Here is an 11,843-nt window from a genome sequence, read left to right as displayed (position 1 = left end):
GGACTGAGGTTGCGTCACAGATGGGCGAGAAGGACCGCCGGGTCGGCAAGCATCGACGCCACGAGCGTGAGGAACTGCGACGCCTGTTGTCCGTCGAGGGCGCGATGGTCGAATGTCAGCGAGAGCGTCGCAACCTGTCGAATGACAATCTGCCCGCCGCGAACCCACGGTCGCTCGTTCACGCTACCCAGAGCGAGGATGGCAGCCTCGCCCGGATTGAGGAGTGCAACACCACCGTCGACGCCGAAGACCCCGACATTCGTGATCGTGACCGTGCCGCCGGTGAGATGTTCGACGTCGGTTCGGCCGGCGCGGGCCGTCGACGTCAGTTCGGTGATGAGGCGTGCGATTTCTCGTAGTGTCAGGCTGCCTGCGTCTTTGATGTTGGGAACGAGGAGTCCGCGGTCCGACGCCACGGCAATCCCCAGATTGATCCGTGGATGCACAACACTGCGTTCGGCCGCCTCATCCCACGTCGCATTGACACTCGGGTGCGACGCGATGGCAGTCACCAGAGATTTCGCTGCAAGAGTCAACGGTGTGACCGAGCAGTTCTCGAAGTCTGCGGATGTGCGCAGTGTGTCTAATAGTTCCATCGACGCGGTGACGTCGATCGTGACGAATACCGTTGCCTGGGGTGCGCGGGCGCTGCCGGTCATCGCCCGTGCCATCTCTCTGTGCTGCGCGGGTGCGGGCGGGACTCGCTTGCGCCGGCGGCTTGCATGCGCCGTCGCCGGACCGTAGCCGACCAGGACCGGTGGAGCCGACGTACTCGCACCAGCCGGGTCCGTACTCTCGATGCGAATGATCGGCGCCCCCACTGGCACCGCCTCGCCGGGTTCGGCAAGAAGTTCGGTGACAACTCCGGCGTACGGCGACGGAAGTTCGACTTGTGCCTTGGCGGTTTCGACGTCGGCAATCACCTGATCGATGCTCACGTGTTCGCCGACATCAACGTGCCACGACACCAATTCGGCGCTTGTGAGACCCTCACCGAGATCGGGAAGTCGGAACTCCGCGGTAGTCATGCGGCCAGCACTTCATCGAGTGCGTCGAGGATTCGATCCGCGTCCGGTAGGTGGAACTGTTCGAGTTTGGCTGGGGGATAGGGGATGTCGAAACCCGTCACGCGTCGCACAGGAGCCCTGAGGCCGTAGAAGCACTCGTATGCGGCATGCGCGGCGATTTCGGCGCCCATCCCGAGAAACATCGGTGCCTCGTGGACGATGACAAGCCGCCCGGTCCGTCGTACCGACTTGTCGAGCGTGTCGAAGTCGATCGGGGAGAGTGATCGAAGGTCGATCACTTCGAGGTGATGGCCTTCGTCCTCGGCGATGTCCGCTGCTTCCAAGGCTGTAGCCACCATAGATCCGTAGGCTACAACAGTGGCATCGCTGCCGGGGCGGATTACCCGCGCACTGTGCAGTGGCAGTGGCGGTTCCGCGCTCAGATCCACCTCAGCCGAGTCCCAGTAGCGCCGCTTCGGTTCGAGGAATACCACCGGATCGTCGGACTCGACGGCTTGCCGGATCATGTGGAACCCGTCGGCCGGATTGCTCGGGTACACCACCCTCAGCCCCGCAGTGTGGGCGAAGTAGGCCTCCGGTGATTCCGAATGATGTTCCACGGCACCGATTCCGCCGCCGCTGGGGATGCGAATCGTGATGGGTGCGCGCACCCGACCCTGGGTGCGGTAGTGGATCTTCGCGACTTGCGAGACGATCTGGTCGAAGGCCGGGTAGACAAATCCGTCGAACTGTATTTCGCACACCGGCCGGTAGCCGCGCAGCGCCAGGCCGAAAGCGGTTCCCACGATGCCGGATTCGGCGAGTGGCATGTCGATGACTCGGTTCTCGCCAAAATCCTTCTGCAGTGCATCGGTGACCCGGAAAACGCCGCCGAGCCGGCCGACGTCCTCGCCGAGGATCACGACATGGTGGTCACTCTCGAGTGCGCGTCGTAGCCCGGTGTTGAGGGCGGTCACCAGATTGACGAGCGTCATGACACGACCTCCTGATTGTCGAAACTTGCCAGATACTCCTGGTGCTGCGCACGTTCGTGATCGATCAACGGATGGGGTTCGGTGTAGACGTGATCGAACAGTGCCGAGGGCGGTGGATCAGGAAAGCCGATTGTGTTGCGTCGTAGAACGGAAGCGACTTCGTCGGCAGCCGAGGCAATCTCGGTGGCTACCTTGTCATCGAGAAGTCCGCGCGAGGTGAGAAACAACCGCATCCGCTCGATCGGATCGCGGGCCCGCCACTGCGCCATGTCCGTGTCGGAGCGGTACCTCGATGGATCGTCGGAGGTGGTGTGTGGACCCATGCGGCAGGTGATCGCTTCGATGAACGTCGGCCCGCTTCCCTCACGGGCGTGGGCCAGCGCCTTCCGAGTGACTGCCAAGACGGCGAGTACGTCATTTCCGTCAACGCGATACGACGGAATGCCGTAGCCTTCGGCGCGGTGTGAGATCGGTGTGCGGGACTGCAGTGAGACCGGTTCGCTGATGGCCCACTGATTGTTCTGACAGAAGAAGACAACGCCGGCGCGGAAGCTGGCGGCAAATCCCAGTGCTTCGGCGATATCGCCCTGGCTGGTGGCGCCGTCACCAAAATAGGCGATGGTGGCGATTTCTGCGCCGTCGAGGTGAGCACCCAGTGCGTAGCCTGTTGCGTGAAGTCCCTGGGACCCGACAACGATTGCCGGGTTGGTCACATTGAATTCTTCTGGGTCCCAGGCAGAATGGGCACACCCGCGCCACAAGACCGTCAGCGCGTGGGGCGGAACTCCGCGGCAGTAGGCGACGGCGTGCTCACGATAGGAGGTGAATGCAAAATCGTCAGGCTCCAGAGCGCGTGCTGATCCGACCTGCGCGGCTTCCTGGCCCAAGAGCGGTGCCCATAAACCGATTTCGCCTTGGCGTTGAAGTGTTACCGCGGTGGTGTCGATTCGGCGACTTATCACGAGGTCGCGGTACAACGACAGGTAATCGTCTCGATCCAGGTTTGCGATCAGACGGTCGTATTCCGGTCGGCACACCCGCGCGCCGTCCGGTTGAATGAGTTGGACTGGATAATCGAGGTTGTCGATCATCGTGAGTTCACCTCGGTTTCTGCTCCTGCCCGACGCGCCTTGTGGGCGATTCGAGCAATCCCGATGCGATATTCAGTTTTTCGGTGCTGTACTTCCAGCATCCCCCTCGACGCAGAATCCGCAAGTACTTGCGGGTTTCGAAGAGGGACAGACCGTCACAGTTTCCGAACCGGTGGGTAACAAAGGTGTCGGAACCACCCGCCGCAACGATTTCTCCGGCTAGCATCGGTGCGGTGAACGCAGTCGGACTGAACGAAGATGCTGTTTCAGGGTGGATCGCCGAGCTGGGCGTCGGCGCCACCACGCCACTGACTTTCGAGAGGATCGGCAACGGTCAATCCAATCTCACGTATGCCGTCACCGATGCCGGCGGTGCACGGTGGGTGCTGCGCAGACCTCCGCTCGGCACCTTGTTGGCCTCGGCGCATGACATAGTGCGTGAGCACCGAATCCTGTCGTCGCTGCAAGGTACGGCCGTCCCGGTGCCCAAGATCATCGGAATCACCGAGGATCCGGCTGTGACGGATGCGCCGCTGGTTCTCATGAGTTACGTCGACGGGGTTGTCATCGACGGTGTACCGGTTGCGCAGAAATTGACGGTAGAGCAGCGGCGGAATGTCGGGTTGGCGTTGCCCAAGGCTCTCGCCACTATCCACGGCGTAGATCTCGAAGAGACTGGATTGGAAGATCTGGCCAGTCGTAAGCCGTTTGCGGAGCGGCAGCTCAAGAGATGGTCAGCGCAGTGGGAAAAGTCGAAAACCCGAGATATCCCCGACGTGGAGCGGCTCGCGGACATTCTGCACCGAAACATTCCCGAGCAGACCGAAGTCACCCTGGTTCACGGCGATTTCCACCTCAACAACATCATCACCGATCCGGCTCGAGGCCAGGTGCTGGCAGTGGTGGACTGGGAACTGTGCACGCTGGGTGATCCACTGGCGGATCTTGGTGCGCTACTGGCGTATTGGCCCGAAGCGGGCGACAAAGTTGCCGGGCCGTTCATGGCGTCGACGCTCGAAGGTTTCCCCACTCGCGACGAACTGGTCGACGCCTATGTTGCCGCCACCGGTCGCGACGTGTCGGCCGTGGGCTACTGGCACGTGCTGGCGCTGTGGAAGTTGTCGATCATCGCCGAGGGAGTACTGCGCCGCATTCTCGACGACCCACGCAACCGCGCCGAGCACGGCGGTCCGACCTCGACTCTGATCGACGGAGTTGTTGCGCGCGCAGTCGAGACCGCCGAAAAGCTGGGATTGCACTAAGCGGGGCTGACCTCATTGGCAACAAGCGAACCGGCCGCCTCTTTGATCGCGGCCGGTATCGCGACCGGTGTGCGAGTGACTGCGTCGACGTAGACGTGGACGAACCGTCCCGTGGCAGCGGCGACCCATCTCCCCGCGGCGTCTTCGTGGAAGATCGCGAGCGCGTACACGATGCTCTTGGTGCCCAACTTTTCGATCGAGATGCCGACCTGCAACTGCTCCGGAAACGTGAGTTCACTCAGGTACCGGCACGATGTCTCCGCAACAACCCCGATGGCCGGCAGCGTGCGGATGTCGACGCCGGTGGCGGACATGAGCCACGCATTCACGGCTGTGTCGAAGTACGAGTAGTAGGTCACGTTGTTGACGTGGCCGTAGTGGTCGTTGTCGTCCCAGCGGGTCGGTACCGGCCAGCGGACGGGAAACTGCTCGATCGAGATGACGGTATCTGCTGCGCTCACGATCTCGACCTTAGCGAGGTCAGTGGACCACTCGTCAGCACGGCTCGGACGATCAACCCGACGAGCAGTGCCCAGAATGCCGAACCGATCCCGAGAACACTGACGCCGGACGCGGCGATGAGGAACGTGACCACCGCACCTTCACGTTCGGTGGCGTCGCTGAGCGCAGCGGTCAACGACGCTGCCAAGGTTGCCATGAGTGCAAGCCCGGCAACGGTTTCCACCACTCCGGCTGGTGCCGCAGCAACAAGAGCTGCGACTGCGGCAGAACCTGCGGCCAGCACCAGGTAGGCCCAACCGGCTGTGCTCGCCGCGATCCACCGCCGCTTCGGATCAGGGTGCGCCGTCGGCGCTGCCGCGAGGGCGGCGCTGATCGCGGCGAGGTTGATGGCGTGCCCGCCGGCGGGGGCTCCGAGAACGGTGCCCAGGCCGGTCACGATCATGGACGGTCGCCACGGAACCGTGTATCCGAACGATTTCATCACCGCCACACCGGGGATGTTCTGCGACGCCATCGTGACGATGTACAGCGGAATCGCGATTCCGATCAGCGCCTGCCAGGACCACGACGGCATGGTGAGATCGACGCGGGGAATCATCGCACCGACGTCGAGCGTGTTGTTGTCGGTGGTCGTCAGGCTGATGCAGATCACGACGGCTGCGGTCAGAAATGCCAGTGGAACCGCCCACCGTTTGGAGAACCGTTGTGCCGCAAGCCAGACCACGATGACCGGCACTACAGCCAGCGGTGCGTCCCGGACCGCGAATATCGGAGCCAGGCAGAGGGGGAGGAGAACCCCGGCGAGCATTGCCTGTGCCAGCGGTGTCGGGATCGCCGCGATGATCTTGCCCAGTGTCGGCCACAGTCCCGTGAGAACAATGGCAATTCCGACAACGACAAATGCGCCGACCGCAGCAGGCCATCCGCCGTGCACCGCGCCGGCGCCGGCCAGCAGCGCCGCACCAGGCGTCGACCAGGCCAGGGTGATCGGGATCTTGTACCGGCGGGAAAGCCACAGCATGCCCAGTGCCTGAGTCACACACAGAACCAACAGACCTGATGCAGCCTCGGTGGCGTTGGCGCCCACGGCGCTGAGGCCGGTGAGGAGTACTGCGAACGAACTGGTGAATCCCACGAGCGCTGTCACGATCCCCGCGCTGATGGGCTGTGCGTTGCTTACCGTCGCTTCCGGTTCGGTCGTAGATGGGGAGTCCGACATGGTCAGTGATTCTGCCCGACGCCGGAGCAACGGTTCTCAGCGATCCGGCCGGATGGGCGCTGTGACCGCTTTGCCGTAGATGAGGTGAGTCTGCGCGTGCCACACTTCCGGATGGGCGGCCAGGTGATCGATCAGCACCCTCTGCAGATGGGCACTGTCGCGCACGGCGACGTGGAGAAAGAAGTCTTCCGGTCCCGAGACATTGAACAGCGCAAGCGTTTCCGGAAGCGCCAGCGCATCGGCAGTGAACCGGTCGACAAGATCGCGGCGGTGGGGACGCAATTGCACGGCGATGATCGCCTGCATCGACCGGCCAACGGCGGCCGGGTCGACAACGGCATGGATTCCGCTGATCGTTCCGTTTGCCCGCAAGCGCCGCACACGTTCGTGGCACGAGGACGTCGCCAGTCCCACTCGGTCGGCCAGAACCTTGTTGGTGATCGACGCATCTTTCTGCAATTCGGCCAAAATCTTCCAGTCCACCGAATCCAGAGGCTCATTCTTCGTCATTCTCCGGATTGTATCCGGATCTGTTTTGAACTATCCGGATCCAGTTGCACACTCCCTCTATGAACGCATGTGTCGAATCCGCTCGGGTGTGAGGCAATTCGGATGAGTACCACACGGAGACACCGATGAGTACCACTCAGTGGCTTGCTTTTGGCTCCCTGCTTTCCATCGTCTTGTTCACACCTGGCCCGGATTTTGTCCTGATCCTGCGGCATTCCCTGGCAGATCGTCGGACCGGTGCCGTGGTCGCGGCGGGCGTGATCACGGGATTGGTTGTCCATACGGCCGCCGCGTCGCTCGGCCTGTCGGCCCTTGTCGCGACTCGACCGCAACTGCTCTCGGCCCTCACCTATGCCGGCGCGGCATATCTGACCTGGTTGGGGATCTCCGCAATTCGTAGTGCATTCAAAGCTCGAAGTGGTGGCGACACGTTAGTGGCCGCGTCGGAGCCGACCCCGCCGCTGCGGGCATACCGTTACGGGTTCCTGTCCAACCTTCTCAACCCGAAGGCGCTGTTGTTCTTTCTCGGCCTGCTTCCACAGTTTGTCGAACCAGGCGAGGGCGCGGGCCTGCGTACCCTGACGTTGGCCGGCGCCACAGTGGTTGCCGCCGCGCTGTGGTGGGCAGTCGTGGTGGTGCTCGCAGCCGGCGCCGGACGCAAGCTCAGGCGACCTGGCGTCGGAAAGCGCATCGACGTGGTGAGTGGAGTCCTACTTGTCGCGCTTGGTGCTTTCTTCGGTGTTGCCTGAGACGATCGTGCAAGTATGAAGGACATGACTGCACCCGTTCTTGTCGATGTCACCGAACTGGCCTCCCTTATCGAGGCCGGCGCCGCGCCGGTCCTGCTCGATGTTCGGTGGGCGCTGGGTGATCCTCACGGCGCCGAGCACTTCCAGTCAGGGCATATTGCCGGAGCGGTATTCGTGGATCTCGACACCGAACTGGCCGCTCCGGCGTCGAGGGAATCGGGGCGTCATCCCTTGCCTGCCATCGAGGACCTGCAGGCCGCTGCACGTCGATGGGGGATCAACGACGGAGATTCGGTGGTCCTGTACGACGCGACGGGAAACACCGCAGCGGCGCGCGGGTGGTGGCTGTTGCGATGGGCCGGACTCGCTGATGTCCGTCTGCTCGACGGTGGGTTGCAAGCCTGGGAATCGGCCGATTTCCCGGTTGCGGTCGGTGCCGGTTCAGCAATCACCGAGGGCAACGTGACGCTCGACGCCGGACATATGCCGGTTGTCGATATCGACGAGGCGGCCGGGTGGTCGGCGAGCGGTGGTGTGCTTCTCGACGCGCGAGCCGTTGAGCGGTACCGCGGCGAGGTCGAGCCGATCGACCCAGTGGCCGGGCACATTCCCGGTGCGGTCAGTGCACCGACCGGTGAGAACATCGACGGCAATGGAAAGTTTGCCGGCACCGTAGCCTTGCGTGAGCGGTTCTCCGCAGCGGGTGACGGGGACCGCTTTGCCGTGTACTGCGGATCGGGAGTGACTGCGGCGCATCAGATTGCGGCCCTGGCGATAGCGGGCTACGACGCAGCCTTGTTCCCCGGTTCGTGGTCGCAATGGTCCAACGACAGCTCGCGCTCTGTCGCCACTGGAGCGTAGTTCTCAGCTGTCGTCTCGTCTGATCAGTGCGGGGACGAAGAACCAGAGCGTGGTGAACATGACGGCGGCGCAGGCGGCCAGAATCTTTGCGCCGACGCCACCCACAGCGATCTCAGCGATCAGGAGCACGGTGCCGGTCATGGACGCCGCGAGAAAACCGGTGCCGCACAAGGCAAATCGGTTGGAGATGGTCAGGATGCGCTGACGGTATCCGCCCCGAAAGAGGACTCGATGCCACACTGCCGGTGCCATCAGTAGGCCGAAGGAAATGGCAACCAGCATGACCGTGACCAAGTGAATGGTTTTGATGTACGTCGATTCGTCCTCGTAGCGCTCGGTGAAGGCCACGGCCAGCAGAAACGCGAACAAGATCTGAACACCGGAGAGAGCGACTCGTAGTTCTTGCAGCAGCTCGTTGAAGTTCCGAGCGAGTTGCACGGGAGGGCTCTCCCCGGTGTCGTTCATAGTGTCGAGTTTGTCACGCCCGCGAGTATTCAGAGGCGCGTTGGATCTGTTCGGCACTGGGGCGGACCCCCGTGTACAGCGCAAACTGCTCGGCAGCCTGGAGTGCGATCACCGAGGCGCCCGTGATCACCGTCTTGCCGAGTTCTTCTGCCAGGAGGATCAGGGGAGTGTTCTCTGGCATTGCCACCACGTCGAAAACGACCTCCGCGCCGCGCACCACCACGTCCGGGAACGACAGCGCATCTGCTTCGGGGCCGCCCGCCATCCCGATCGGAGTGGCGTTGATCAGAACGCCGGGACGCAGATCGTCGAGGTCTTCGCGCCACTGGAATCCGTACTGTGAGGCGAGCGCGCCACCGGCAGCCTTGTTGCGCGCCACCACGGTGACGTCGGTGAAACCGGTGTCGCGAACCGCCGCGACGACGGCTTTGGCCATGCCACCACTGCCGGAGACCGCGACCGAGAGTGATGTGTCGACCTTGTTCTCGCGCAACAGGTTTGCCACAGCCTGGTAGTCGGTGTTGTAGGCGTGCAGGATGCCGTCCTCGTTGACGATGGTGTTGACGGAGTCGATTGCGGACGCGCTGTCGTGCATGACGTCGACATGAGCGATCACCTGCTCCTTGAACGGCATCGACACTCCGCAACCGCGGATGCCCAGTGCGCGGATACCGGCAACCGCTGCGGGAACGTCAGTGGTGGTGAATGCCTTGTAGACGAAGTTGAGGCCCAATTCCTCGTACAGATAGTTGTGGAATCTGGTGCCGATGTTGCTCGGTCGTCCGGATAGCGACATGCACAGAAGTGTGTCCTTGTTGAGGTCGACAGTCATGGCGTCAACTCTAATCCGGGCTACCGTGAACTTCAGGGCCGTGATGAGACCCATCCACGCCGGGATCTGCTCCGAATACGAGGTAACCGATCCCACGCATCACTCGTACCGAGCAGAACCGAGACGCATATGGTCACTGACAGCATCGAGGAACACCCGGCCGCGCAGTCACGGCCGCGTCGCAGGTTTGCAGCCCGTGCCATCTCCGGTGTACTTGCCGTAGCCGTGGTTCTGGGGGTAGGGCAACTGGTCGCCCTGCTGATCAATCCGGACTCCTCGCCGTTCTATGCAGTCGGTTCGACCACGGTGGATCGAACGCCGGCATGGGCACGCGAGTTTGCGATCGAGACCTTCGGGACCAACGACAAACCCGCGCTCTTCATCGGAATGTCGATCCTGATCGCGCTGCTCGGCGCACTAGCGGGCGTACTCGAGCGTCGCCGACGCCCGGTGGGTAGTGCGATCCTGATTGCTCTCGGATTGGTGGGTGTCTATGCGGCCTTGAGCCGTCCGACGGCTGACGCGATGTACGCGTTCCCCACGATCGTGGGTGTTGTTGCCGGCGTCGTCACGCTGAGGTTGCTGATCGGGCAACTCGACGTAGCGCCCTCGCCTGGTGTTCCCGAGACGTGGCTGCCGCGTCGACAGTTTCTGATGCTGGCCGGGGTTGCCGTTGCCGTCGCTGCGGCGGCCGGTGCTGCCGGAAAGTTCGTGGGGCAGCGCATCGCCGGGGCTTCCGCGAACCGTGCGGACTTCGTTGTTCCGACTGCTGCCTCGGCAGCGCCACCGATTCCGGCCGCCGCGAACATCGGTGTTGCCGGTGCGTCGACGTACATCACCCCCAACGACGATTTCTATCGGATCGACACGGCACTTCTTGTCCCGCAGCTCACGACGGACTCGTGGGAACTGCGCATCCACGGCATGGTGGACCGCGAGCTGACTTTGTCGTTCGACGATTTGGTCGCCCGGACGCCGATCGAACGGGTCATCACCTTGACATGCGTGTCCAACGAGGTGGGCGGCAACCTCGCGGGCAACGCCACCTGGATCGGCTACCCGATGAAGGACATCCTCGAGGAAGTGGGCGTGCACCCGGACGCGGACATGCTGCTCTCGACCAGCGTCGACGGATTCACTGTCGGCACCCCGGTTGAAGTGGTGACCGACGGACGCGACGCCATGCTTGCCGTGGCGATGAACGGGGAGCCGCTGCCGTTCGAGCACGGATATCCGGTCCGTCAGGTCGTACCCGGTTTGTACGGTTTTGTCTCCGCGACAAAGTGGGTCACGGAGTGGGAACTCACCAGGTTCGACCAGGTGGACGCCTATTGGACGCAACGAGGATGGGGTGCGCAGGCGCCGATCAAAACGGCGTCTCGGATCGAAGTGCCGGCGTCCTTGGCGCCCGTGAATGCCGGGCAGATTCAGATGGCGGGAACAGCGTGGGCCCAGCATCGCGGTATCAAGGCGGTGGAGGTTCGTGTCGACAACGGGCCGTGGCAACCCGCAACCCTCGCGCAGGAGTATTCGATCGACACATGGCGTCAGTGGTCGTGGATGTGGGACGCGGCGCCGGGGTTGCACACCGTGCAGGTCCGAGCGATCGATCTGGATGGAAACGTTCAGGTCGAGGAACGGACTCCGCCCATCCCTGGCGGTGCAACGGGCTGGCACACAAGGTCTTTCACGGTGAAGTAGGTCAGCAGCGCGCTTCTTCGAGTTCGCGCAGCGTTGTGTGGTCGGCTCGGCTGATCGGTAGTCCGTAACTCACGGCTACGGCGAGGTACTTCCAGGCGTAATAGCAGTGGTACGCAGGATTAGGTGGGAGCCACTGCGCGGGAGTGCTGTCACCTTTCGACTGATTGTCACTTCCCTTGACTGCCAGCAGGTTCAATTCCGTGTCGTTGGCGAACCGCAGGCGCAGGTCCATCGGCCACGTACTTGCCCCGAAATCCCAAGCCGCGGCCAGGGGATAGACGTGGTCGATCTGGACTGCACTTGCCTGGCTGCGATCGAACACGATTCGATCACCGGAGTACGGATCGGTCATCACACCGGACAGTACGACGCAATCGCGGGTTCCGGGCTTGAACGTTGTTTCCGAAAGGTCCTGAGCCAGAACGTTGTTACGGGTATCGCAGCCGTCGTGACCCATCGGGGCGTCCTGGTCGTCGGACCATGCGGGGCCGAAGACACACGCCTGCCCACTCTTGCAGCCGCGCTGATATCCGCCGGGGTGCGGGCGCTGATCGACGACGGATACCCGATTGAGCAAATCCTCGAGCTGAGTGGTGGTGGGGCTGCCCGGCGCAGAACTCTCGTTGCCGATCCAGCCGCAGGACGAAAGCACACAGGCGAGGATCGTGACCACTATCGCCCACGAACCC

At 62.9% G+C, this 11,843-nt stretch carries 13 protein-coding genes; 4 read left to right on the top strand and 9 right to left on the bottom strand.

The window, feature by feature from the left end; all coding sequences use genetic code 11:
- Positions 1 to 14 precede the first annotated feature (14 nt).
- Genes FEZ60_RS19750 through pdhA form a run of 3 tightly spaced genes read right to left on the bottom strand, consistent with a single transcriptional unit; the run spans position 15 to position 3,093 of the window.
- On the bottom strand, positions 15 to 1,028 hold the full coding sequence (locus FEZ60_RS19750) for a dihydrolipoamide acetyltransferase family protein (RefSeq protein ID WP_172936806.1): 1,014 nt from the start codon (positions 1,026 to 1,028) through the stop codon (positions 15 to 17).
- Entirely contained in the window at positions 1,025 to 2,002 is a 978-nt protein-coding gene (locus FEZ60_RS19745) for an alpha-ketoacid dehydrogenase subunit beta (RefSeq protein ID WP_172936805.1), read from the bottom strand. Before FEZ60_RS19745 ends, FEZ60_RS19750 begins: the two co-directional genes overlap by 4 nt.
- Entirely contained in the window at positions 1,999 to 3,093 is a 1,095-nt protein-coding gene (pdhA, locus tag FEZ60_RS19740; protein ID WP_172936804.1) for a pyruvate dehydrogenase (acetyl-transferring) E1 component subunit alpha, read from the bottom strand. Before pdhA ends, FEZ60_RS19745 begins: the two co-directional genes overlap by 4 nt.
- Positions 3,094 to 3,326: 233 nt before the next feature.
- On the opposite strand from pdhA, the gene FEZ60_RS19735 reads away from it, so the two are divergent.
- Positions 3,327 to 4,355: a phosphotransferase family protein gene (locus tag FEZ60_RS19735; protein WP_045071389.1), complete on the top strand. Its 1,029-nt coding sequence runs from the start codon at positions 3,327 to 3,329 to the stop codon at positions 4,353 to 4,355.
- On the opposite strand, the gene FEZ60_RS19730 is transcribed toward FEZ60_RS19735, so the two are convergent.
- Genes FEZ60_RS19730 through FEZ60_RS19720 form a run of 3 tightly spaced genes read right to left on the bottom strand, consistent with a single transcriptional unit; the run spans position 4,352 to position 6,546 of the window.
- Complete coding sequence (locus FEZ60_RS19730; RefSeq protein WP_033236050.1) at positions 4,352 to 4,816, bottom strand: thioesterase family protein; 465 nt, start codon at positions 4,814 to 4,816, stop codon at positions 4,352 to 4,354. The two genes, FEZ60_RS19735 and FEZ60_RS19730, sit on opposite strands and share 4 nt — an antisense overlap.
- Positions 4,813 to 6,036, bottom strand: a complete 1,224-nt coding sequence (locus FEZ60_RS19725) for a benzoate/H(+) symporter BenE family transporter (RefSeq protein ID WP_172936803.1) — start codon at positions 6,034 to 6,036, stop codon at positions 4,813 to 4,815. Before FEZ60_RS19725 ends, FEZ60_RS19730 begins: the two co-directional genes overlap by 4 nt.
- Positions 6,037 to 6,072: 36 nt before the next feature.
- Positions 6,073 to 6,546, bottom strand: coding sequence for an Lrp/AsnC family transcriptional regulator (locus FEZ60_RS19720; protein WP_045071385.1), 474 nt, complete (start codon positions 6,544 to 6,546; stop codon positions 6,073 to 6,075).
- 125 nt (positions 6,547 to 6,671) lie between these two features.
- On the opposite strand from FEZ60_RS19720, the gene FEZ60_RS19715 reads away from it, so the two are divergent.
- Together FEZ60_RS19715 and FEZ60_RS19710 are read left to right on the top strand one after the other, a co-directional pair.
- Positions 6,672 to 7,295 carry a LysE family translocator gene (locus FEZ60_RS19715; protein ID WP_116104311.1) on the top strand — a complete coding sequence of 208 codons (624 nt, stop codon included), beginning with the start codon at positions 6,672 to 6,674 and terminating at the stop codon, positions 7,293 to 7,295.
- Positions 7,296 to 7,319: 24 nt separating this feature from the next.
- The gene (locus tag FEZ60_RS19710; RefSeq protein ID WP_172936802.1) at positions 7,320 to 8,156 is read left to right on the top strand and encodes a sulfurtransferase; all 837 of its coding nucleotides are present in this window, start codon (positions 7,320 to 7,322) and stop codon (positions 8,154 to 8,156) included.
- A gap of 3 nt (positions 8,157 to 8,159) precedes the next feature.
- Here the strand turns inward: FEZ60_RS19710 and FEZ60_RS19705 are convergent, their stop codons facing one another.
- A complete protein-coding gene (locus tag FEZ60_RS19705; RefSeq protein WP_033236054.1) occupies positions 8,160 to 8,621 on the bottom strand; it encodes a DUF6328 family protein in 462 nt (153 codons plus the stop codon).
- 13 nt (positions 8,622 to 8,634) lie between these two features.
- Complete coding sequence (locus FEZ60_RS19700; protein ID WP_172936851.1) at positions 8,635 to 9,453, bottom strand: shikimate 5-dehydrogenase; 819 nt, start codon at positions 9,451 to 9,453, stop codon at positions 8,635 to 8,637.
- Positions 9,454 to 9,582: 129 nt separating this feature from the next.
- Here FEZ60_RS19700 and FEZ60_RS19695 point away from each other — a divergent pair, with 129 nt between their 5' ends.
- The gene (locus tag FEZ60_RS19695) at positions 9,583 to 11,154 is read left to right on the top strand and encodes a molybdopterin-dependent oxidoreductase (RefSeq protein ID WP_172936801.1); all 1,572 of its coding nucleotides are present in this window, start codon (positions 9,583 to 9,585) and stop codon (positions 11,152 to 11,154) included.
- A gap of 1 nt (position 11,155) precedes the next feature.
- On the opposite strand, the gene FEZ60_RS19690 is transcribed toward FEZ60_RS19695, so the two are convergent.
- Entirely contained in the window at positions 11,156 to 11,827 is a 672-nt protein-coding gene (locus FEZ60_RS19690) for an HNH endonuclease family protein (protein ID WP_245006185.1), read from the bottom strand.
- Positions 11,828 to 11,843 lie beyond the last annotated feature (16 nt).

Source organism: Rhodococcus sp. MS16, from assembly GCF_013277795.1.
In the GTDB taxonomy this organism is placed as follows: Bacteria; Actinomycetota; Actinomycetes; order Mycobacteriales; family Mycobacteriaceae; genus Rhodococcus_F; species Rhodococcus_F globerula.
This window is presented reverse-complemented; position numbering and strand designations above follow the sequence as displayed.

What these genes read in the sequence shown, in the direction of transcription:
- FEZ60_RS19750 (WP_172936806.1), bottom strand. Translation starts at nt 1,028, where the DNA reads ATGACTACCGCGGAGTTCCGACTTCCCGATCTCGGTGAGGGTCTCACA.
- FEZ60_RS19745 (WP_172936805.1), bottom strand. Translation starts at nt 2,002, where the DNA reads ATGACGCTCGTCAATCTGGTGACCGCCCTCAACACCGGGCTACGACGC.
- pdhA (WP_172936804.1), bottom strand. Translation starts at nt 3,093, where the DNA reads ATGATCGACAACCTCGATTATCCAGTCCAACTCATTCAACCGGACGGC.
- FEZ60_RS19725 (WP_172936803.1), bottom strand. Translation starts at nt 6,036, where the DNA reads ATGTCGGACTCCCCATCTACGACCGAACCGGAAGCGACGGTAAGCAAC.
- FEZ60_RS19720 (WP_045071385.1), bottom strand. Translation starts at nt 6,546, where the DNA reads ATGACGAAGAATGAGCCTCTGGATTCGGTGGACTGGAAGATTTTGGCC.
- FEZ60_RS19715 (WP_116104311.1), top strand. Translation starts at nt 6,672, where the DNA reads ATGAGTACCACTCAGTGGCTTGCTTTTGGCTCCCTGCTTTCCATCGTC.
- FEZ60_RS19710 (WP_172936802.1), top strand. Translation starts at nt 7,320, where the DNA reads ATGACTGCACCCGTTCTTGTCGATGTCACCGAACTGGCCTCCCTTATC.
- FEZ60_RS19705 (WP_033236054.1), bottom strand. Translation starts at nt 8,621, where the DNA reads ATGAACGACACCGGGGAGAGCCCTCCCGTGCAACTCGCTCGGAACTTC.
- FEZ60_RS19700 (WP_172936851.1), bottom strand. Translation starts at nt 9,453, where the DNA reads ATGACTGTCGACCTCAACAAGGACACACTTCTGTGCATGTCGCTATCC.
- FEZ60_RS19695 (WP_172936801.1), top strand. Translation starts at nt 9,583, where the DNA reads ATGGTCACTGACAGCATCGAGGAACACCCGGCCGCGCAGTCACGGCCG.